The organism is Halobacteriovorax sp. CON-3, from assembly GCF_043196995.1.
In the GTDB taxonomy this organism is placed as follows: Bacteria; Bdellovibrionota; Bacteriovoracia; order Bacteriovoracales; family Bacteriovoracaceae; genus Halobacteriovorax_A.
Genome location: NZ_JBEBNA010000001.1, coordinates 1,030,344 through 1,052,790 on the forward strand (window position 1 = coordinate 1,030,344; position 22,447 = coordinate 1,052,790).

Below are 22,447 nucleotides of genomic sequence, written 5' to 3' on the forward strand. Positions count from 1 at the left end.
GATGAAAAAGAAAGAAGAAGTTAATATATTTTGGTTTAGAAGAGACCTAAGATTAAAAGATAATCGCGGACTTCTCTACGCACTCCAGTCTAAAAAAACAGTCATACCTATTTTTATTTTTGATAAGAATATTCTTTCTAAATTAAAAGATGAAGATGACCTGAGAGTAAGCTTTATCCATGATGCAATCAAAGAGATTAAAGATGAGCTCAATAAGATGGGGAGCGATCTCTTAGTCTTTCACTCAACTCCTGAAGATGCATATCAAGAATTATGCAAAAGTTATCATATAGAAGAAGTCTTTACTAATGAAGACTATGAGCCCTATGCAATTAAAAGAGATAATAAGGTAGAGCAAATTCTTAAAAAGAACGAGATAAAGTTTTCTCGCTACAAAGACCACTGCATCTTTGCCAAAGATGACATTCTTAAGGAAGATGGCAAGCCTTATGTCGTTTACACTCCTTTTAAGAATAAATGGCTATCAACTCTATCTCCCAAAGATATTGCGACAATTGAGACACATAAATACTTCGATAACTTTCACAAATTTAAAGCGAAGTATTTCCCAAGCATAGAAAAGTTAGGCTTTCTCTATAATGAGAAGGCAAAAGATCAGGTTAAAACGATAAAGGGCAAAGTTATTGATAGCTACGATAAAAACCGTGATATCCCTGCTCTTGATGCAACTTCTAAGCTAGGCATTCACCTACGTTTTGGAACAGTTTCTCCAAGAAAGTGTGCACAGGTTGGTTTTAAAAGAAATCAAGTTTGGCTAAGTGAGCTTATCTGGCGAGAATTCTTTATTCAGATCATGTATCACTTTCCTCATGTCGTTGATGGGCCATTTAGAGAAAAGTATAATCAAATTAAATGGGACAATAATAAGAAGCTATTTAAGAAGTGGTGTGAAGGAAAAACCGGCTACCCTATCGTTGATGCAGGAATGCGAGAGCTAAACGAAACTGGACATATGCATAATCGCGTTCGCATGATTGCGGCTTCATTTCTTGTCAAAGACTTACTTATCGACTGGAGATGGGGAGAGGAATATTTCGCCCGTAAGCTTAATGACTTTGAACTGGCCTCTAATAATGGCAATTGGCAATGGGTTGCTGGAACAGGCTGTGATGCTGCTCCTTACTTTAGAATTTTTAACCCTTATACTCAGCAGAAGAAATTTGATCCTGACTTTAAATATATAAAGAAATGGGTACCTGAATATGGAACATCAGAATACCCAGATGAAATTATTGATCATAAAATTGCTTACCATGAAACGCTTAAGGCCTACAAGGCCTGTAGTTAAATGCTAACACATGGACCGATATTACGAGTCACACTGAAGTCTGATCCATAGTCATCACTTAGCTTATATTCCACAACGATTTCGTCGTTTGAATACTCATCTGTAGCAAGATTTTCAACACAACTTAGTATTTCGATACGATCGTGTGAGCCTTGGTAATAGCGTCCATTCATGTCATTAGCTGCTTGGTAGATCTGATGACAAACTTGAGTTGCTTCGCCTACAAAACAAAATAGACGTGCCCTGATTTTATCATTCTCATTGTAGTTAAAACTCGAGTCACTAAAACCAATAATGGCCCCAAGCTTTAAATCCGATGTAACGATAAAAGTAGAATTTGGTGAATTTGCAAATGCTGAAACAGCACTCACAAATATGAGTGTTTTTAAAATGTTTTTCATATTGAGCTCCCTAATACTAAATATGCTTGGCAATTTCTAGCATGGTAAACTCAATAAATAAAATATTAATACAATCTTAACGAAATCTAAAAATTGATAACGAAAGTAGTATTCTCACTTTCATTGTCGATAAATAGCTTATATCCGGAACGTTCAATAATCTGCTTTGTAATGGCAAGTCCTACACCATGGCCCTTACCGCTTTTCTTTCTTGTATCACCTAATTCAAAAATCCCTTCTTGAACTTGCATAGGAATACCTGTTCCACTATCAATGATCTTAATAAAGCGCTCTGTGGAAGATGTAACAACCTTAATCCAAGGTGAATCTGTTGTCTTTATCTCATCTAAAGAGTTTTTAATTAAGTTAACCAAGCAAAGACTTAACTCAGTCTCATTTCCTTCAATAGCAAAGTCATCTATTTCAATATCAACCCTCACACTATGTCGTGCAATCTTGTCGCCAACAAGCTCAAGTGCTTCCTGTGTGATATGAGAAATTGAAATTTTTTGTTTTGAAGATGAGTAGTTCTTTTTAAAGATATTCATATAGAGGTCAGTTACCTCAAGAATCTTACCGATGTGGCGACGTAGCTTTTGCGTATAAGGAGAAAGATCTTTATCGATCATTTTATCAAGTCGATCATTTGTCGTATTTAGAACAAAGAGATGATTTCTAATATCGTGAGCAATACTTGCAGAGGCAAAACCAAATTGGGCGACCTTTGAAAGCTTAACCATATCTTTTTCAAGGTTATACATCTTAGTAAAGGCCAAGTCCTGGTAGTACATATTAAAACGCATCGATTCAAATACATAACCAAGATAATAGATCGGCACAAGGTAACCAATTGTTTCTGTTCCAATCATCGTATCCCAGCAAGACACAAATAATGTGAGAAGAATACCTGCCTTGAAAAGATACTCCTTGCCTTCTCTCTTATTAAGCTCGTTCCAAATGACAACCGTTGTATAAAGAATTGTAATAATTCCGAAGAGTCCAACAACAACAACTAAATTGCTTGGGTATATTGTTAAATTTAAGGCCTGAGTAAAAAGAGTTGCTGGTGGAGTTGCGCGAGGAATAAACATAAGGTCAATATCAGTGAGAAGGTAGAGGAAGCCTCCAACGACCTGGAAGATAGAATGACCAATACAGAAAACCTTAGCTGGTTTTAAGAGCTTTATATCATGGCCAAAGAAACCTTCGATTGCCTTGATATAACAATAGTAAGTAAAGTATGCGAAAAACCAATAGGTAAGAAGTAGGAAGTTTGAAAGCTTGATATCTGTAATATGAGTATTAAAAGCAATTAAGATGGCGTATGAGCCCGCACTTAAGCACATAGCGATATGCCAGAAGACCTTGCGACTAAGCAACTTCCTAGAGGTATAAACCCCTATCGAAGCTTGGTACAAGAAAAACGCAAATGCGAAGGTCGTTACATATCTAGTAAGTACCTTGTATTCTTCGATGCTCATAAATTAAATATACTATATTTAAAATAATTAAAACACCTAAAAATACCCGAATTTATTAAAATTATCTCAAGACAGTTGGTAAAGGTCTTATCACACCAAATTTTGACTCAATTGAGTTCTTCTTAATACTCTGTTTCTTCATTAAATCGACAATTTCTAAAGCGCTCATATTCGGATTTTGTTCCTTCAGATGAGCTGCCATATTAAGTGCCATTGGTGATGCCATCGAGGTTCCAGAATGACGAATATTCATATCTCCAAGAAGAGCGGCCTCAACTTTTGTACCAGGGGCAAAGAAGTCAACATAGTTAGAGCTATAATTTGAAAAGTCGGCCATCTCATAATTTTCATCACGACGCCACTCACTATCAGTTGTTGCTCCAATCGCCACAACATTTGGATAAGAGTAACAAGCTGGGTACATACAATCACGACTACCATTTAAGAAACGCCCATCATTTCCTGCGGCAACAAAGAAGACCACATTAGGGTTATTTAAAAACATATTTTGAAGGCTGCGATAAGTCTTACGATCCACAAGTCCTAGGGATTGATGAGGAAAAGAAAAACTCATATTCACAAAATCAACTTCTGAATTTTGTAGTTTTTTAGAAATCATATCCAAATACTTCGACTCTCCGAAGTCTCCAGCAAATGCAAGAAGTGAAGCTGATTTAAGTCCTTTTAGAGCAATTGAAGAGACATGTGTTCCGTGAGAAGTAATTGGGCCAGTTGTCCCCTTTGCTTTAATCGTCTCAAAAGGAATACCATAAATACCGGCCTTCTGACTTGATGCACCTCCTGTACGAGGAAGGAAACCAGAAAAAGGATTCATAAATTTGATATCGCTGTCTCCATCAAAGTGGACACCTAGAATATTGTCGACAAAGCCGTCACCATCATTATCCTCTTTATTAAAAGATTCAATGGAGTTGATGAGGATATGGTCTTGAATATCTTGGTGATTATGATCAAAGCCAGAGTCAATAACAGCTATCTTAACAGTTGCATCACGAGGCCCGCCAGCGACCTCTCCTATTTCATTCTGAATATAATCACCAATCTTGACGTCATTATTATTGAAGACATCAAAACCGATAATGCGTTTATCATCATAGATAAACTTATATTTAAAGTCCTCTCCATCAGGGTTAATCACTTTTCTTTCAACAATTAAGTCATCAGAAATTGTATCGATATTTTCTAAAATATGAGTTCTCTTATCAAATCCATACTCTTTAAGGACAATTTCTTGTTCACCGATTTTTTGAATTAAAACCTTAGATTGGACGTGATTATTTTGAGTGTTAAATACCGTCTTATAAAAAGTGGAGTCACTTTTGTACTCATAAGTAACTCTTGAGATCTGTTCTCCTTCTATCGTGTAGAAGTTTTGCTTTATCAGTCTATTATTTAAAAAGAATTCTTCGGATGAAATTTTATTATTCTTTTCAAAGTATTTAGAAATACTTTTCTTAGTACCGTCAATACATGTTTTGACATTACCATCAAGAGTGCATGACTCTGTTGCTAAAATATTTGTAACTGAAACAAGGGAAATAAAAAAAGGGATTATTTTCATAATCCCTTTATATCTTAATTTTGAATTTTATATTTGAACTTTGAAAATTCTATGTCTAAGTTTAAAATTTAGACACTTCTTAGTTTAGCTCACAAGTGTAGTTAATTTCATTCTTCTTAAATAGAAAACAACGGTAGCTAATATCAATTGAAACAGAATTTGCATCGATAATAATTTTCTCTTTGTAATTAGAAGCTCCACCGAAATCACCACAAGCATCACCACCTGGACGATTAGAGTTTGTTGAAACTAAAAGTGTATCATTATCTAAAAGTTCTGCGCGATCAAGAAGAGCAACAGAAACTGGATTTGCATATAACTCAGGAGTATCAAACTCTACTCTTACAGCGTCACTATCACTCTCAACAAGAACAGTACAATTACCTCTTTCTTCACCATTCATCATAACCTTTCCAGATTTACCATTTAGGTCATTTAAATCTGAAACGAAGTTATCTAGATTAGAGTTTGCTGATACGTTTGCAGAAAGTGCAATTAAGACTGCTAAAGATAGTAATTTCATATGATTCTCCTTCGATTTTAATGTTTTATAGAGAGTCTTATACCGAAGAAATAAAATTTAATCAGCTTAATATGTAATATTAACCTACCTGTCAAAAGTTTATGATAAAGGTTGTATTGGGCATATTTCGGTCCAAATCCAGCTCAAATCCGGCCCGTCCTAGTAATTCCTTAGTGATAGCAAGTCCAATCCCATGGCCACCATCGTTATTCTTAGTTGTATAACCTAATTTAAATAGCTCTCGTTTACTGACATTCTGTATCCCACTTCCACAATCAATAATCGATAGCTTCCTCTCTTTAGAGACTGATTTAAGCTTAACCCAGGGAGATGTGTATTTTCCTTCATTTGAAACTTCCTCCAATGCATTTTTTAGGATATTAACCAAGCAAATTGTCACTTCCGTCTGATTACAACTCAATTCAAAGTCTTCAACTTCTACGGTTAATTCCACCTGTGCTTTTTCAAACTTTTCCTTCACCAACTCTAGAGCTTCTTCAATAACGACATTAATCGATGTCAGAGCTTTCTCATTATTCGTATTTTTCTTAAAAACATTCATGTAGAGATCTGTAATTTCAGTGACTTTGTTGGTGTGCTTATCAATTGATAAGTAGGTTTTTTCAATATCCATTGGTCTCTTTTTAATCAGCCTTTCAACAGATGTTTTTATGATGAAAATATGATTTTTGATATCATGAGCAATACTGGCCGCAGCAAAGCCAAATTGCGCAATTTTAGAAAGTCGAATAACCTCGCTTTCAAGGTTGTACACTTTTCGATAACTAAGATGGCGATAATAGACATTGAACCTTACTGCCTCAAAAGCATTTCCAAAGTAGTATAGTGGCAAGATCGCACCTGTTACCTCAAGCCCAAGAAGAGAATCATTTAAGACCACAAGAAAGCTTACTACAATACCTATTCGTAGGAAGAGTTCTCGCTTTCTTAAGCGATTTAATTCAAGCCAAATCATCGTACACGAGTAGAAAACGACAATAGCACCAAGTCCTCCCAGGAGTTTTCCTAAAAGATTAGGAGAGACATTAAAATGCATTGTTTTGGCAAAGAGATTATCTTTTATGTAATGATGATTATCAAAGAGAAAGTTATAGTCAAAGAGAGTCGTAGAAAAGGAGCATACTAGAAGGATAGAAACAAAGCTTAAACAGTACAACTTAGCAAATGAAAGTCCTCTAACCTTGTGACCAAAATAAACTTCAACCGTTCGCAAATAACAGTAGAAGGAACTATATGCACAAATCCAAAATATAATTAAAATAAAGTCAGAGAGCTTTTGATTTATAAAATGAGTGTTAAAGGCAAAGACAAAGCAATAGCAGGCCGTTGATAAACACATTGCTGCCGGCCAGAGTATATTTCGATCTCTTATCTGATAATAATTCGTTAGACTCGCAAAGAATTGATAAACGAAGAATGAAAAAACAAAAGTCGTTAAATATCTTGTAAATGATATATATAAGTCAAGTTCCACAAACGTTCCTCAAAAATTAATGACTTACTTCTTAGTATAGTTGCTATCAAAATACAATTTATCAGAATAACAAAAAGAACTTGAAAAGCACTAAGGATATTAACCACTTACAATAGATTTATTCACTCAGATCAATCGTAAAGGTTGTATTGGGTGATTTATCATTTAGCCACAAATTAAAGCCGGAGCGACTTAAAAGCTCCTTAGTAATGGCAAGCCCAATTCCATGGCCACTGCTCTCCTTATTATAGGTGAAGCCAAATTCAAAAATATGCTCAGCAGTACGAGGCTCGATTCCACCTCCACTATCAACGACATGAATAGATTTATCATGCCCTTTAAAGATAAGCTTCACCCATTTATTTGTACCATCATGACCTTGAACAGCTTCGAGAGCATTTCTGATGAGATTAACCACAGAGATGACTATCTCTGTTTTATTACAGTGAATAGTAAATTCATCGGCCACAATTTCAAGCTTCACATTGGTGGCCTCAAACTTAGGAGACACTAATTCTTCAATTTCTTGAATAATTTCTAAACTAGAATAGTCCTCTTTCTTTGAGGCAATATTATTTTTAAAAATATTCATATAGAGATCAGTTATCTCAAGAAGCTTATCATTGTGTTTTAAGATTTCCTCATAGGCCCTCTGCTTATCTTCGATTTTATTTCGAAGAAGCGAGCTAATCTTTACCTTGATAACAAAGATATGATTCTTTATATCATGAGCAATACTTGCAGCAGCGAAACCAAATTGGGCGACCTTGGAGAGCCTAATGACTTCATTTTCAAGATTAAATAATTTTTCAAAGGCTAGCTTTCGATAAAAGAAGTTAAATCTAACGGCTTCAAAAGCATTTGCTAAATAATAGATTGGAATGAGGGCCCCTGAAACCTCTAGACTTAAGCATGTGTCATTAATTACTGATAAAATCGTTAAGACAATCCCTATTTTTAATAAGTATTCTTTCGAGTTCGACTTCTCTAACTCTTTCCAAATAACAGCACTTGCAAAGAAAACAGAAAGGGCACCTAGGCTGCCGACAATTTGTCCAAAGATATTCGGAGACATTGCAATCTGGGCCGACTGATAAAAGAATGACTCATTTACAATGCTCTGGCCTGTAAAGATAAAGCTATTATCAAAGATGATATAAGATCCCAAAGAAATGAGTTGAACAATAGTAAGGACTAAAATAACAACTTTTGGAATCTTTAAAAATCGTAAGCTCTTGCCCAAGAATGCTTCAATTGCATGCATATAACAATAGAAAGCGATAAATGCAAAAATCCACAAGAGATTTAAAATGGCATTTGACGTCTTAATATCTGTAACATGAGTATTTATAGTGAAGAATAGACAGTACATAGCAGAGAAGAGACACATCTGCGTGTACCAAAGACTAGAACGTTCCTTAATAGTGTAAGAGCTAACCAGTCCTGAAAAGAATTGATAAGTGAAGAAGGCCAAGAAAAATATCGTAAGATAACGTGTAATATGAATATAGATATCAAGGCTCACGCCATCTCCCTCTTAGCAGAATACACAAATATTATGTACCTTACGTATCAAACATTCAAGAATTACTGTAGATTCTCACCCCCATCATCCATGTGTTCAGGACGCTTCCAATAACTATACTGCGGAGTCCAGTCACTTGAAGAGACTCCGGCCAATGTTAGAATATTCCACATTGAACAAAATTCATCCCCAGGACCGAAAACCGCAGAATTCTTTCGATAGACCTTAGTGCCAACTTTTTGATAACAGACAATTCCAGGCATATTCACCTCACCCGCAACGACGCTTTGTTCTTTTATATAATCTCCTCCCCCATGAGATAATATATTAAAGCGCCACCCTCTCTCATTTGCAAAGCGACGTTGAATTTCTGGATCATCCTTAGAAACCAAAACCAACGAACACACACTCTCAATATGAGAAACAAGGCCGTTAATTCCATCTCCCCACAACGTGCAATAACGGCATGCTTGTCCCATATTATGAATCATAATAAGTTGATCTTTATCCCCAAAAAGATCATATAAATTCACGGCACCAGTTGTGCTTCGAAAAGTGTAATCTTTTACTTCTTGAGCTGGTTGATCTTTACGCAAAGCTGCAACCTTTTGAGTTAACTCAAATAGCTCTTTTTCTGCTTCTTTTAGTGCTGAAACATTTCCCATATAAACTCCAATCGAATGAAGATATATTCGTTTGTGGATACGGGGCCGTCAATTTACGAAAAGGTAAAGAATTGGAAATCTATTTTAAACAATTGATTAGTTCTGTAATAAGCTTTTTTGTATCTCTATTTTCAAGATAATTTTGCCTGACACAAATATAGATACCATGACTACTTTCTTTCTTCTTATAGATCTTTAGCTTTTTAGATTCATTAAAGCTTGATGAGGGAACAACACAAAAAAGACCACCAACTTCACAAAGAGTCAGCATTGCCTTGTGAGAGTTTACACAGCCGACTGCTTCAAATTTTGATCGCCAACTCTTTCCTAAAGAACGAGACAAAAAATTTTCGGTATAGAGATCTTCTTTACGATAAGTAACAAGCTTTCTTTTTTGCTTGCTATCTTCATTTAGAGGGCCAACTAAGTATGTCCCATCACGACAGACTTCAAAGGCGGCCAAGCTTTTTTGCGTCGGAATAACATGGGTCATAATAATATCTAATTCACCTGCTTGTAGCTTTTCAATCAGGTTAATGGCAGAGTCAAAGTGTAAGTCAAAATGACCAATATTCTCCCTATCGTGTAATACATTTAAGGCCGGCAGTAAAAACTTCTCTCCGGCTTCAAAAATACTTCCTACCTTCAAATCAATTCTTTGTGCTTTATTTTGAATAGCCCCACTTATTGTATTAAAGCTTGGAAGAACTTGATCGAGGAAAGCCTGACCTTTAACTGTTAAAGAAGTTGTTTTATTTGATCGAACAAATAGCTCATAGCCTAGCTCATCTTCTAAGAGCTTGATCTTACGAGAAATCGCAGGCTGAGAAGTATTAAGCTCTCTTGCCGTTTGCGAAAAATTTAAGTTCTGCCCGAGATGGCAAAAGACTTCAATATAGTTGAGATTTATATTCATGCCATTTCATACCATATCATTATGATATTTCAAAACAGCATCCATACTCTTTCATTATTACATGTAAAAAAAGGGAGCATGAAGCTCCCTTTAAATTTTTAGTAGCAATAAGCGTTTTGAGTAAGTAGAACTTTTTTTGAGTCCACTAGGTAAACCATTTCCTGCTCGCAATCTGTTTTTACAGGAACATAAATTTGCTCACCTTCATCATAGTAAACATCAGTCGTCTCTTCTGACCATAGGACATTGAAGAAGACTTCTTTATCTTCTGCACTACTATTTGAGTAGTATACGTAAGTTTTTGGACCAAAATATGCTTTTGCAGTTTTTTCAACAGCTTTCTTTGCTTGTGCAATTACTGAGTTTGAAACAGGTGCTGCAACTGAAGTAAGTGATAGCATCGCTACCATTAATAATTTTTTCATCTTATTCTCCTCATAGGTTTTTTGTCTAAATAACAATTTTTCTATTTAAACGTCTACGAGTATTCGTAGGTATGTAATTTATTCTTCTAAATATTTTAGATACTTATAGTGTCTACTTTTTTGACTCCCTCATGATTATTTACACTTATCACCACTTATTTCACCACTAAGCTATATTGCACGCATGAAAAATATAAGAAAGATCGTAACTAAAGGTATAATTTTATCAACTCTCGTATCGAGTGCTTTTGCACAAGAGAATAACTACTTCTGGCAACAGGAGTCTTTTAATCCTCTCCAACATAATTGTGAGTGGCGCTATGAAGGCTGTGTATCCGTAGATGAAAGTCAAATTGATATGCGCTCTCAAGCAAAGAGGATGCTAGATGAAATCTATAGCTGTAAGAATACTATTCAAGGCTGTAGTGATGAAGAACAAAAACGCATTGATGATATGGAAGGTATCAAAGGGCGTATTGGTAATGAAACCATTCGTGGTGGAATGAACCCAAAAGAATTCTCTGAATTCCTAAGAAAGTATGATCCTAGTGATAATAAGAAGGGTTACTTTATTCCTCTAGGTCTAAGCGATAAAGAAGCACTTATGCTTGCCGCTTCCACTTCTCTTGGACTTGTTATGTTTGCTTCTGATGAAGAAACAATGGACTTCATTCAAGATCATAAGAATGGCTTTACTGAAAAACTAGTATACCCAACTAATAATCACGAGCGTCTCATTATGGGAGGTGCTGCTGCAGGTTCTTACTTCATGGGAGTAGTCCTTGAAGATGGAAAGCTTAAAAAAGCAGGTCTCTATGTTGTCACATCTCAAATTGCGACACAAATTGTAACGGAAGGCTTTAAGAAAACTTTTGGCCGTCAAAGACCAAATAAAGATCTTGGAGCGTATGCATTTGGAACGGAAGGAAAATCATTCTTCTCAGGCCACTCTTCAGGAGCATGGTCATTTGCAACTGTATTTGCTGAAATCTACAAAGACAATAAAGTCGTCCCATACCTTGCCTATGGTGTTGCGGCCCTAACTTCATATGGACGTCTACACGACAGAAAGCACTGGTTATCTGACGTATTTGCAGGTGCTATCGCAGGTCACCTCATCACAAAGCTTGTTATCAGAATGCACGAAAGTGATGATAGCGAAGGTGGACTAATGGTTTTTCCAAGCTGGAATGCTGAATCAGGAACATTCATGGTTAATTTTGAATGGACTCCTAAGAGAAAGAACTCGCAGGGAGAATTTCAGTGTAAAAAGATGCCTGAAGGAAAAGAGAAAATCCGTGCTTGTATCTATGAAGCTTACTTAAGATCACAAAACTAAAACCCGGGCCAGCAAAGCTGGCCTTTATACGTATAAATTTTATCGACTAACTATGATAAATTTCGATATCCCCCTATAATCAGGCAACTTGGAGATATTATGAAGAAGTTGAAATCCCTAGCTCTATTAGCTCTTATTGGTATTAGCGCTCAAGCTCAAGCGGCCCGTATCTGGTCATCAATCCCCTTTGTAAGAGGAGCGGATCTTTGCGCCTATAAGCAAGCCTACTCGCAAACTCGCTCAGAGTATATGAGTGAGATGACAGGTTTAGCATCAGAGCTTATGCAATCAGGAGCAAAAGGAAGCGAGGCCTTACAAATGCTTGTTACTTTCGATGCCTTATACGACAAGAACGTAAGACTTGCCACTCAACATAAGTATCTTGATGTGACGCTCGAAAATACATTAAAAGCATATTTTGATGGTTACTATCGTGACTTTCCAGTGGTTGATAGAAAACTAGAATTCGTCCAAATGAATAATATTCGTTATATCTTTAATTCAATCAATAATGGTCAAAGACCTGGATGGATTCCTGATAATGCAGGAGAGCTTGTTGATTATATGGCCTATGGTTCATATTCATTTGCCCCTAATTGTCGAGGAAATATCCAAGTAACTCTTACTCTTGTAGGATCAGATGGATCGACAAAGAATTATCAGGGAATAGGACAACCTTCAGTTGTGATGTCTCAAATTGCTTCACGTATGTTTGAGGACTTTCAAAGAACTCAATTTCCATCAACACTTAGAGTGAATGGAAGAAAGCTTACAATTATTGGAACTCATAATGGATCAGTCGGAAGAGTAACATCATTAAGACAAGCAGAACGAGCTTGTGACAATATGTATGCAAGACTTCCTAATGGATCTGAACTTGAGGCAATTGATGCTTACGGTGATTGGAACGGTGGAGTTTCAATTCATCAAAATATCTGGGCACTTCGTGGTGGAAAGGTATATCACCCAGGACTTATGAATCCCTCACCAGTACGTGATCCATGGTCAGTGAATGCAAAAGTCTTGAATTACTACTGTGTTCGCTAGAGCTTAAAAAGTTTTTTAATTTCAGTGTCGGGTTTAACCTGCCCGGCACGATAATCCATAACTTTCTTTCTCTTCTCATTAAAGTAGTGATGAAGATGAATAAGAACTCCAAATTTATCGTCAATTTCCATTTTAGAAATAAGAAAGCCGGCCTTAAGCTTTGGGATAATAACCGCATTATTGGTAGCGCAGTGGCGAGAATAAACCATTTGAAAGCCCTCTGCCTCTAAAATAGCGAGAGTCTTATCAAGCATGGCCCCATAAATACCATGGCGACGATACTCAGGAAGAACGGCCGAGTTACACATATAATAAGTTGTACTATTTTCTTGGAAACCCCAACTCCAGCCAATGAAATTCTCATCCTTATCGAAGGCCGCAAGACAGAGTTGATATGGACTGCCCATATTCTCTTTTAGTCTTTTAATATTAGCTAATTCTTCTTCTGAGAGAATGTCCCAAAGAACATAACTATGGTCTTCTTCAAAGACTTCTTCTTTGTGTGCTTGATAATATTTATCAAATTCTTTGCCTTCTAGGATTCTAATTTCAAATTCCATCATAGAGAAATGATACAGGAAATACGGATGGGTGCAAATGAATTAAGCAAGATTTAAAGAGGAGGCTACGCCACATAACCTCCCCCATTTTAGAGTCTTAGAATCTAAAACCAATACCGACACCAACAAGGAGAGGATCGATATCAACTTCAGCATTCACAACTCCAGATCCAGTATCAACTGTTGCATCTGTTTGTAAGTAAAGTTTTTTTACGTCAAAGTTTAGATACATATTTTGTGCAACCTTGATATCTGTACCAAGCTGTAATGCATATCCAAATGAATCATCGTACTTAGTTGAGGCCATGTCTCCAGGAACTTCTCCATAAAAGATTGTGTAGTTGATCCCTGCTCCTACATATGGTTTAAAAATACCAAAGTCCATATGGTACTGAGCAAGTAATGTTGGAGGTAGAAGAGAAACACTTCCAAGGCTTCCTGTTCCATTTAGATTTACGTCATGAGTTGCTGTTGCAAGAATTAATTCAACAGCAAAGTTTGGATGGAAGAAGTAAGAGAAGTCGACTTCAGGTACTGATTCGTTATTAATTGCAATATTACCACCGATACTATCACTAACATCAGGGCTTACACCAAGCGCTCTTACACGCACCATCGCGTTTTCTTGCGCGAATGAAAAAGAATTAAACATTAAGAAAAATAGAATTGAAATGATTGATGTTTTTTTCACAAAAACTCCTTATGTGTTTTTTTATATAAAAAAAATAACAAAAGAGTTTTTAAATTTTTATGAGACAGATCAGAGATAAAAATAAAAATAAAAAAAAGCCTACTTTTGTAGGCTTTCATTTTTAATTCTTAGTAATGGAATCCCCACTGTTGCATGAATGCATGATCTGAATCATCAAACATTGGCCACCAGCCTTGAGAACCTAGCTGCTCACCTGTTTCATAATCGATCGTATGGTTGATCCAACCTGTTGGCTCTGGCCCAACAAAACGACGAAGAACAATTCTTCCATCAACAATATAATCTGAGCGGTGATACGTTATAGTGAAGACAGAACCGTCGGCCTTTCTTCTAAAGAAACGAATAACTTCACGATCAGTTAGATTATCACCAAGGTTCCACATAAGAGTTGTGTCACCAAAGTCTTTTGCCTTATACCAATCACCTACTAGGTAATCGTGCTTCATTGTTGAAACCATCGAACGAAATTCTTGGTATTCAGTCATAAGTGTTTTTGCGTCTGGGTGGTTATAACCAAAAACAAGGCAAGGCAGCATTGCCAGCATTAGAATGATAGATTTCATTAACTTCTCCTTTAAATTGAACGAGTATTTTCGCAATAAAGATCATGGAATGGCAATAAATGACAACTTAAGAAAGTTAAATTTATTGATTTTCACATACTTACAACACCATAAATGGCAGTAATTCTTATAGGATTGAAGAAGGATAGGGCCATAACATACCTATTTATGGTAGTTATAGCGCTATGCAAGTAAACGTAAAATACCTCGACAATTTAAAAATCGAAGCCAGCTTCGACGACTTCAAAATCATTTCAGACCAGCCTGTTCGCTACAAAGGTGACGGTACAGCTCCTGGCCCATACGACTATTTCCTAGCATCATCTGCCATGTGTGCAGCCTACTTTGCCAAGGTCTATTGTAATAGTCGTGATATCCCGACAGAAGATATTCGTATCAGTCAGCAAAATATTGTGGATCCCGATAATCGTTACAAACAATCATTTGTGATTCATGCAGAACTTCCAGCTTCAATATCTGAAAAAGATAAGAAGGGAATTCTTGCATCAATGAACCGCTGTACTGTAAAGCGTGTGATCCAAAATGAAATCGACTTTAAAATCGAGGCCAAAGAAATCTTAGGAAATGATGTCAAACTTGAATATGAAGTAAATGACGCTAAGACCATGATTGCAGGAAAGGACTGTTCTCTCGAGGAAACAATTGAGAATATGACTTCGCTTCTTGCAGATCTGGGAATAAAGATTGAAATCGCCTCTTGGCGTAATCAAGTCCCTCATGTTTGGTCTGTTCATATCAGAGATGCAGACTCTCCAATGTGTTTTACGAATGGTAAAGGAGCAACAAAGGACGCTGCCCTTGCCTCGGCCCTTGGTGAATATCTTGAACGTATCAGCACGAATTACTTTTATAGTGATTACTATCTTGGTGAAGAGATCGCTAATGCAGACTTTGTCCACTACCCTAACGAGAAGTGGTTTGAAATACCAGAAGATGACACACTTCCAGAAGGTCTAATGGATAATACCCTAATTGCTGCTTATGATAATGATGGTGAGCTTTCAGCTTCTCACCTAGTTGATACAAACTCAGGAAATTATGAGCGCGGTATTTGTGCACTTCCTTATGAGCGTCAATCAGATGGTCAAACGGTTTATATCCCGGCAAACCTTATTGCCAACCTATTTGTAAGTAATGGGATGAGTGCCGGGAATACAAAGTATGAAGCGCGCGTACAATGTCTTTCTGAAATTTTTGAAAGAGCAGTAAAGAAACAAATTATTGTCGATGAAATAACTCTTCCAGATGTACCAAAAGCAGTTCTAGAAAAGTACCCAACAATTATGGAAGGGATTGCAAAACTTGAAGAAGCTGGCTTTCCAATTGTCATTAAAGATGCTTCTCTTGGTGGCCGATTTCCTGTCATGTGTGTGACGCTAATGAACCCAAGAAACGGTGGAGTCTTTGCTTCTTTTGGGGCACACCCTCGTTTTGAAGTAGCACTTGAGAGATCATTAACAGAACTTCTGCAAGGAAGAAGTTTTGAAGGAATGAATGATACTTTCCCACCAACATTTAACGAGTTTGCAATTCGTGAACACAATAATATTGTTGATCACTTTATTGACTCAACAGGTGTTATCTCGTGGAAGTTCTTTGGGGCAAAACCACAATATGAATTTAACGAGTGGAACTTCTCAGGAACAACGCAAGAAGAATATAACTACTTGATGGATATTCTTAAGCAACTTGAGAAAGAAGTTTATATTGCCGATTACAATGAACTGGGTGCGGCAGCATGCCGAATTCTCGTTCCAAATTATTCTGAAATCTATCAGCCAGAAGATTTAATTTGGGATAATCATAATCAAGCTCTCGACTACCGAGAAGCGATACTGAATCTCCATGCTCTTGATGAAGAAGACCTGTCTGAACTCGTTGGCCAGCTAGAAGAAAGCTCATTGGATAATTACATGCCAGTATCAGAGCTTATCGGTGTGGCCTTTGACGAAAGTACCGTATGGGGACAACTTGTAATTGGAGAACTTAAGGCCCTGACTTATCTTGCACTAAAGCAATTTGAAGATGCCAAAGAACTAGTTGAAATGCTTGGAACATTCAATGACAATACGATTGAGAGAAGACGCTTCTATCAGGTACTTAATATCGCTCTCGATATTGAACTTGGTGAAGATCTAGAAATCACCGATTACAGCGAAAACTTAACTCGTATGTATGGTAGCGAATTAATGGAGCGAGTAACTAAGACAATTACTGGAGAGAATCGTTTTGATGGACTTACACCAACAGGAATGAATCTTGAAGGAATTGATAAGCATTTAAAGTTAATTGAAAGTTATAAAAAGCTTCAATTAGCACGCCACAACTTTCTAAAATAAATCTTTATGGTAACCTCTTAAAAAACTTTAGGAGGTTACCTATATGAATCTAAATACAATTCACTTTAAAGATGGCAAAGGACTAGATAAGACACTTAAGGACTTTGATGCCAAGGCTTATCTTATTGTTAATGTTGCTTCTAAGTGTGGACTGACTCCACAATATGAGGCGCTACAGAAACTTTACTCTGAGTATAAGGATCAAGGCCTAGAAATTTTGGCCTTCCCAGCAAATGAGTTCCTTGGGCAAGAGCCTGGAACTAACGAAGAGATTCAACAATTCTGTAATCTAGAGTACAACGTAACTTTTCCAGTAAATGAGAAAATAATAGTTAAGGGTGAAGGACAGCATCCTTTATACAAGGCCTTAACAGAAACAAAGAAGGAAGCTGTTAGAAATGACAAACCGGACTTTGAACAACTTCTCATTAGTAAGGGACTTATCTCTGGCCAATCTCATGACATTCATTGGAATTTTGAAAAGTTCCTTCTCGATAAGAATGGAGAGATTGTTGAAAGGTTCTTCCCAGATATCGCACCAACAGATGAGAAAATCACATCTAAGTTAAAAGAGCTTTTATAAGTGAGACCTGCACTAAGCAGGTCTCTTTCTTATGTCACTAACATTTTTATTCATCAAGAAGCGAATAAAATACTTATAAAAGAATTTTCTTATTCCTTTCGGATTTGTTCCAAATTTCTCATAAAATTCATCCGGTGTTTCATATAGCCCTAAATCTCTGACAATACCTTCTTTTTGAATATAAGTTGAGTTTCCACCTTTCCAGTCAACTTCGGGATTTTGTAAATCCTTACAAGCAACTCCATAGCCGCAAAAAGAGCGTACATTTTTTCCGGCCATCTTTTGAATTGCTTCAAGATAGTCAGTGTCGAGAATGAAGCCTTCAAGGTTATACCACTGCCCCTGATATTTCACTTCTACCCAGCTATGAAGAATTTCACGAGGGGCAATTTTATAAAAGATTCCTGTAATGGCCCCATATTGTAACTTCTTATCAATTGTAAAACCGTGTAGTCTATTTTCGATCCCACAAGCCGTTAACAGACTCATTAGCAGCGTGGCCTTTGTATTACATTGGCCATAACCATCACGTAAGACCTCAGATGCAGTCAAATCATCACTCGAATTATAGCCAAAATTAATCTCATCTCTAACATAGCGGTAGCAAGCTCCAATGATTTGAGACTCATCTCGAGAAAACTCGAGAATTTCATTTTTTAATGCAACGATATCGGGATGGTCAAGATCGAGTAATTTTGATTTCATATATTCTCCTTAAGAAGATCATACGAACTTTTGTTATTCTATTCTTGTATAAACTGGCTATTTTTAAAGATTTCCTTCGGTGATAGGCCAAAGCTTTGTTTAAAAAATTTTGAAAAATGAGCAGAGTCACTAAAGCCAGCAGCGATAGCGACATCCGTAATACTTCTTCCTTGCGCTTGAGCTTCCACTGCCCTTTTTAATTTTTGCCAAAGGATATACTTTCTAAATGTAACCCCTACTTCATCCTTAAATAAGTGTAGTAGCCGACTTTCTGAAAGGGCAACTTTAGTGGCCACATCCTTGAGCTTTATTTCATCGAGGTTTTCATAGGATTTAATGATATCAAATAATTTAACAATTCTTTGATCCATCTCGTTATCTGAAAGAAGCCCAAGCTCCTTTAGGAATTTTTCAACACTATTGTGATTGATATCTTGAAGCTCTAAGTCCCTAAGCTCAATAACCTTAGGATCTAATTTAAAACTAGCTTCATCATCTATGAGAATATTTAGATTGTGGCATGCTTCACTTAGAAAGCGATGTTTTTTTAGAGAAGGAAGATAGACGGCCATCTCTTCGAATACACCATCTTCTGTTTCGTATTTTAAGGGGCATGAATCGAGAGAGATCGAAATCTGTTGAGCAATATGAGAGTGAAACTCAACATTTAATGATTTAGATTCAATAACAGTGAAATAGTCGAAGAGGTAAATTTTACGATTCATGGCCCTATTATAAGGGCCATTTGAATCAATTGCTAGTTTGTTATGCTGCGATTTTTTCTAATTTTTCAACAGCTGTTTTAATTTGTTCACTCTTTTTAACAAGGTCTTCAACTTCACGAGCAGAAGTCTCTTGCGAACTCTTTAGTTGCCACTGAGATTCATTAAGAGTGTTAATCGATGTATTTACATCTGCAATACCATTTTCTTGCTCTGAAAGTGCACCAAGAATTTCATTACACATGCTAGAAGATTCCATTGATTGGCCAACCAGCTCCTCAAGGGCATCACGACAATCAGACATTAATTTCTGACCTTCAAGTAAATCCTTTTCTGTTACCTGAACAAGGTTTTCAACAGTCTTAGTCGTCATATCTGTTAGCTCTTTCACTCGACGAGTTGACTCTTCAATGATTGTTGCAATTTCAATGGCAGACTCGCCGCTGACTTTGGCAAGGCCTCCAATTTCTTCGGCCACAACACTGAATCCCTTACCATGCTCACCTGCTCTCGCCGCTTCAACAGATGCATTGAAAGAGAGAAGTTTTGTTTGGAAAACGATATCACTAATGACTTCAGTCTTTTCTTGAATATCATTAATTGTATTTGAAATATCATTTAACTGAACACTATTGTCACGAATAACTTGAATAACTTCTTCATTATCTTTTTTAATAATATCAAATGATTGAACTAGTCTTAAGATTTTCTCTTTAGATTCGTTTGAGATATTTGCAGTATGTTTGGCAAGGCCACTTGATCGATCGGCATTATCTCTTGTTGAGTCAACCATTGACTTGATTTCAGTGATGGCCGCTGCAACATTGTCCACAGAGTCTGTTTGCTTACTGGATACATCAAGGATTTGCCTTGAGCTCGAATTAATATTATTCGCAATGCGCTCTAGTTCAACATATTCTGTCTTAAGATTTCTAATCACGTTTTTAATTGGCGAGATAAAGTTTGCATACATTGAGTGGGCATTCCATAGAGATAGCCCCAGAGCAATGGCAACACAAATCATAAGTCCAATAAGAGTACTCTTTTTAGCTTCAAAGACGGCAACCTTTACGTCATCAATATAGACACCAGTTCCGATAACCCATCCCCAAGGAGCGAAGTATTTGATATAAGAAGTCTTTTCAATGACATCACCTTCTTTCTTACGAGCGCGGTAATAAGTGAGAGGCCCTTCCCCCTTTTCAAGTCCAATTTTTAGAAATTCTTTATAGAGGTAAGTTCCCTTCCCATCTTGGTACTTGGCCATATTATTTCCGACTTTATAAGGATCAGCACCATGAGCGACGACATTTAAATTCTTATCACTAACAAAGAAGTAGTTTTTGCCATCATAACGAAGGGCCTGTAGTAAATTCTTTGCATGTAGCTTTGCTTCTTGTTCTGTAATCTTTCCGGCCTGTGACTCATCATAAAGATACTTCACCATACTATAGGCGTTGTGAATTGCGACCTTTACGCTCTCATTCTTACCATTTCGGGCAGTCGAGTTAATCGATGGAAGGGTCACAGCAAATAGTAGGACAACAAAGACTGCCGATGACAAAATTGAATAAACTGACGCAGAAAAGAAGTATTTGATTCTCTCTCTTAAACTAACCATTAGTTTTCCTCCTAAATACCTCTTACTCCTCGTCAGTTTACAGAACAAATTAATGAACCAAACTCAATTATTTTTATGATTTTAATCAGGGTTAGAAAAATGTAAACTTTAATGAAGTTGATGCTTATCCCTAATGGAATTATCTTAAAAAGGATGTTTTTAATGAAAAAGCTAGTTTTCTTTGTCCCAAAGGCCAATGCAGAAATCGTCAAAGATGCGGTTTTCGATGCGGGAGCAGGGACAATTGGTAATTATGACCGCTGCTCATTTGAAGTAGAGGGTGTGGGGCAATTTAGGCCAAATCAAGAGGCCAATCCACATATTGGAAGAAATGGTGAAATAGAGAAAGTTGTCGAATTAAAAGTTGAGACAATTTGTCCAGATAATAAAGTCAAAGAAGTCTTGGAAGCGCTCAAGAAGGCCCATCCCTATGAAGAGCCTGCTATTGACCTCTACGATCTCGTTAACTTTGATTAGTTTGGAGGAGAATAGATGACAGCACTAAGTGAGAAAACTTGTATCCCATGTCAAGGAGGAGTTCCTCCCCTGCCAATGGATGAGAAACTTCAATTAAAGGATCAACTTGATCCTCGTTGGAGCTTTTCTAATGACAAAAGAAGACTCAGTCTTGAGCTCTCATGTGACAAATTTGATCAACCTATGGCCATAGCAAATGAGATTGCAAAAGTTGCAGACGAACAGTGGCATCATCCAGACCTCTTCATTAGTTTTGGAAAATTAAAGGTTGATCTATGGACACATAAAATTGATGACCTCGTTGAGAGCGACTTTATTTTTGCCAGCAAGATTGATCAGATTTTAAAGTCACATAAGCTTTAGTGCTAAGTTATAAACAAATGGTATAACCTCGATCGCAATTAGGATGATAATAATGATCTCCATTAAGTGGCTTTTGCGGTTATTTACTTCTGCCATATACATCTGAGAAACATCTAGAAGGTTCTTAAGTTTCTGGTCAACAAGAGATTGCCATTGTTCTACTTGTAAACGCTTTAAGCAGATTCGAAATAAGCGAGCATAGTAGATATCACCAATAACTTTTACAGAGTTCTCAATTCGATCAACTAACTCACTTGTCTCAAAGTACAACTGACTGGCATCCTTAGCAAGCACTGATACCTTACTAAAGATGGATGGGTTCTTTTCAACAACTTGTCGATATAGCCCAGATAATTTCTTATCGAGAAGATCATCGAAATAACGTAGTTCAAGAAGCTGAATATTTGCAAACTCAATAACATCACAAATATCATGGCCATCAACTTCAGAGTAGACAAAGGCATTATCCCAATCAATTGCCACAAGATCGTCAGGTCCATAACTAACAGTACAATCAACAACAGGTGCTAACATTGCCGGACTCAACTTTACATTCTTTTCCATCGCCAATAATTGATAGACGAAAGAATCTTCTAGCCAGTAATCTTTATTATGATACTTAGGAGAAGTGACAAAAATACTATATTCTTCACTTTGCTCCCATATTTTAGGCTTTACGAGTGACTCTCCTAGAGACTCAATAAAGAAGCTTATTCTTTCGCGACAAAAATTCTCAACTGAATCCCCTTGAGACCAATTCTCAACCCATTCAATTAATTCTTTCTTGTCCACAAAGAATGGACATTCGATATCCACAGAAAAAGAAAGAGCACCATAGCTCCATAATTTTGCCGTGACGGCCACTTTCAAATTCTCAATCGAATGCTCTCCTAAGAAGACCACTAATGGTGGATCCTGAAAAAGCATATTCTTGGAAGGCCTATTTAGACTAAATTTTTTAAGAATAGTAAGGCTTTTAAGCTTTTCATAGGCCTTGTCTAATAATACCTCATGAGCAATATCAAAAATTCGATAAACCTTAAGGACACCCATCTTCTTATTCATAAATCACC

The 22,447-nt window shown here is 36.7% G+C and carries 23 protein-coding genes; 7 read left to right on the top strand and 16 right to left on the bottom strand.

Going from position 1 to position 22,447, the window contains the following annotated elements:
* The first annotated feature begins 1 nt into the window (after nt 1).
* Complete coding sequence (locus ABMA72_RS04745) at nt 2-1,309, top strand: cryptochrome/photolyase family protein (RefSeq protein WP_393056264.1); 1,308 nt, start codon at nt 2-4, stop codon at nt 1,307-1,309.
* Here the strand turns inward: ABMA72_RS04745 and ABMA72_RS04750 are convergent.
* The 9 genes from ABMA72_RS04750 to ABMA72_RS04790 all read right to left on the bottom strand — a co-directional run bounded on the left by ABMA72_RS04750 (nt 1,306) and on the right by ABMA72_RS04790 (nt 10,322).
* The gene (locus ABMA72_RS04750; protein ID WP_392856581.1) at nt 1,306-1,710 is read right to left on the bottom strand and encodes a hypothetical protein; all 405 of its coding nucleotides are present in this window, start codon (nt 1,708-1,710) and stop codon (nt 1,306-1,308) included. The two genes, ABMA72_RS04745 and ABMA72_RS04750, sit on opposite strands and share 4 nt — an antisense overlap.
* 86 nt (nt 1,711-1,796) lie before the next feature.
* On the bottom strand, nt 1,797-3,191 hold the full coding sequence (locus tag ABMA72_RS04755; RefSeq protein ID WP_393056266.1) for a sensor histidine kinase: 1,395 nt from the start codon (nt 3,189-3,191) through the stop codon (nt 1,797-1,799).
* 61 nt (nt 3,192-3,252) lie between these two features.
* Nucleotides 3,253-4,773, bottom strand: coding sequence for a S8 family serine peptidase (locus ABMA72_RS04760; RefSeq protein WP_393056268.1), 1,521 nt, complete (start codon nt 4,771-4,773; stop codon nt 3,253-3,255).
* Nucleotides 4,774-4,852: 79 nt separating this feature from the next.
* Nucleotides 4,853-5,296, bottom strand: a complete 444-nt coding sequence (locus tag ABMA72_RS04765) for a hypothetical protein (RefSeq protein ID WP_392856584.1) — start codon at nt 5,294-5,296, stop codon at nt 4,853-4,855.
* A 91-nt stretch (nt 5,297-5,387) separates the two neighbouring features.
* Nucleotides 5,388-6,791, bottom strand: coding sequence for a sensor histidine kinase (locus tag ABMA72_RS04770; protein ID WP_393056269.1), 1,404 nt, complete (start codon nt 6,789-6,791; stop codon nt 5,388-5,390).
* A gap of 118 nt (nt 6,792-6,909) precedes the next feature.
* Nucleotides 6,910-8,316, bottom strand: coding sequence for a sensor histidine kinase (locus ABMA72_RS04775; protein ID WP_393056271.1), 1,407 nt, complete (start codon nt 8,314-8,316; stop codon nt 6,910-6,912).
* Nucleotides 8,317-8,378: 62 nt separating this feature from the next.
* The gene (locus tag ABMA72_RS04780; protein WP_392856589.1) at nt 8,379-8,981 is read right to left on the bottom strand and encodes a DUF899 family protein; all 603 of its coding nucleotides are present in this window, start codon (nt 8,979-8,981) and stop codon (nt 8,379-8,381) included.
* A 79-nt stretch (nt 8,982-9,060) separates the two neighbouring features.
* Entirely contained in the window at nt 9,061-9,897 is an 837-nt protein-coding gene (locus tag ABMA72_RS04785) for a LysR family transcriptional regulator (protein WP_392907118.1), read from the bottom strand.
* A gap of 98 nt (nt 9,898-9,995) precedes the next feature.
* On the bottom strand, nt 9,996-10,322 hold the full coding sequence (locus tag ABMA72_RS04790; RefSeq protein ID WP_392856594.1) for a hypothetical protein: 327 nt from the start codon (nt 10,320-10,322) through the stop codon (nt 9,996-9,998).
* 184 nt (nt 10,323-10,506) lie between these two features.
* Here ABMA72_RS04790 and ABMA72_RS04795 point away from each other — a divergent pair, with 184 nt between their 5' ends.
* Together ABMA72_RS04795 and ABMA72_RS04800 are read left to right on the top strand one after the other, a co-directional pair.
* Complete coding sequence (locus ABMA72_RS04795; protein WP_392856595.1) at nt 10,507-11,661, top strand: phosphatase PAP2 family protein; 1,155 nt, start codon at nt 10,507-10,509, stop codon at nt 11,659-11,661.
* 99 nt (nt 11,662-11,760) lie between these two features.
* Nucleotides 11,761-12,708 (top strand): hypothetical protein, encoded by a 948-nt coding sequence (locus ABMA72_RS04800; RefSeq protein ID WP_392856596.1) that lies wholly within the window; start codon nt 11,761-11,763, stop codon nt 12,706-12,708.
* Here ABMA72_RS04800 and ABMA72_RS04805 read toward each other — a convergent pair.
* The 3 genes from ABMA72_RS04805 to ABMA72_RS04815 form a co-directional block, all read right to left on the bottom strand.
* The gene (locus tag ABMA72_RS04805) at nt 12,705-13,271 is read right to left on the bottom strand and encodes a GNAT family N-acetyltransferase (RefSeq protein ID WP_392856598.1); all 567 of its coding nucleotides are present in this window, start codon (nt 13,269-13,271) and stop codon (nt 12,705-12,707) included. The two genes, ABMA72_RS04800 and ABMA72_RS04805, sit on opposite strands and share 4 nt — an antisense overlap.
* 94 nt (nt 13,272-13,365) lie before the next feature.
* Nucleotides 13,366-13,959: an OmpW family protein gene (locus ABMA72_RS04810; RefSeq protein WP_393056273.1), complete on the bottom strand. Its 594-nt coding sequence runs from the start codon at nt 13,957-13,959 to the stop codon at nt 13,366-13,368.
* Nucleotides 13,960-14,087: 128 nt separating this feature from the next.
* Nucleotides 14,088-14,543, bottom strand: a complete 456-nt coding sequence (locus tag ABMA72_RS04815) for a hypothetical protein (RefSeq protein WP_393056275.1) — start codon at nt 14,541-14,543, stop codon at nt 14,088-14,090.
* Nucleotides 14,544-14,728: 185 nt separating this feature from the next.
* On the opposite strand from ABMA72_RS04815, the gene ABMA72_RS04820 reads away from it, so the two are divergent.
* Together ABMA72_RS04820 and ABMA72_RS04825 are read left to right on the top strand one after the other, a co-directional pair.
* Complete coding sequence (locus ABMA72_RS04820) at nt 14,729-16,903, top strand: OsmC domain/YcaO domain-containing protein (RefSeq protein WP_392856602.1); 2,175 nt, start codon at nt 14,729-14,731, stop codon at nt 16,901-16,903.
* Nucleotides 16,904-16,946: 43 nt separating this feature from the next.
* A complete protein-coding gene (locus ABMA72_RS04825; RefSeq protein ID WP_393056277.1) occupies nt 16,947-17,486 on the top strand; it encodes a glutathione peroxidase in 540 nt (179 codons plus the stop codon).
* A gap of 12 nt (nt 17,487-17,498) precedes the next feature.
* Here ABMA72_RS04825 and ABMA72_RS04830 read toward each other — a convergent pair whose 3' ends face one another.
* From ABMA72_RS04830 to ABMA72_RS04840, 3 genes are read right to left on the bottom strand one after another with little or no spacing between them, the layout of a single operon-like run.
* The gene (locus ABMA72_RS04830) at nt 17,499-18,191 is read right to left on the bottom strand and encodes a transglutaminase family protein (RefSeq protein WP_392856606.1); all 693 of its coding nucleotides are present in this window, start codon (nt 18,189-18,191) and stop codon (nt 17,499-17,501) included.
* 38 nt (nt 18,192-18,229) lie between these two features.
* Complete coding sequence (locus tag ABMA72_RS04835) at nt 18,230-18,916, bottom strand: helix-turn-helix domain-containing protein (protein WP_393056279.1); 687 nt, start codon at nt 18,914-18,916, stop codon at nt 18,230-18,232.
* A gap of 40 nt (nt 18,917-18,956) precedes the next feature.
* Entirely contained in the window at nt 18,957-20,534 is a 1,578-nt protein-coding gene (locus ABMA72_RS04840; RefSeq protein ID WP_393056281.1) for a methyl-accepting chemotaxis protein, read from the bottom strand.
* 162 nt (nt 20,535-20,696) lie between these two features.
* On the opposite strand from ABMA72_RS04840, the gene ABMA72_RS04845 reads away from it, so the two are divergent.
* Complete coding sequence (locus tag ABMA72_RS04845) at nt 20,697-21,011, top strand: NGG1p interacting factor NIF3 (RefSeq protein ID WP_393056283.1); 315 nt, start codon at nt 20,697-20,699, stop codon at nt 21,009-21,011.
* A 15-nt stretch (nt 21,012-21,026) separates the two neighbouring features.
* Entirely contained in the window at nt 21,027-21,374 is a 348-nt protein-coding gene (locus ABMA72_RS04850) for a 4a-hydroxytetrahydrobiopterin dehydratase (protein WP_392856617.1), read from the top strand.
* On the opposite strand, the gene ABMA72_RS04855 is transcribed toward ABMA72_RS04850, so the two are convergent.
* A complete protein-coding gene (locus tag ABMA72_RS04855; RefSeq protein WP_392907087.1) occupies nt 21,360-22,439 on the bottom strand; it encodes a hypothetical protein in 1,080 nt (359 codons plus the stop codon). The genes ABMA72_RS04850 and ABMA72_RS04855 overlap by 15 nt on opposite strands.
* Nucleotides 22,440-22,447: the final 8 nt, after the last annotated feature.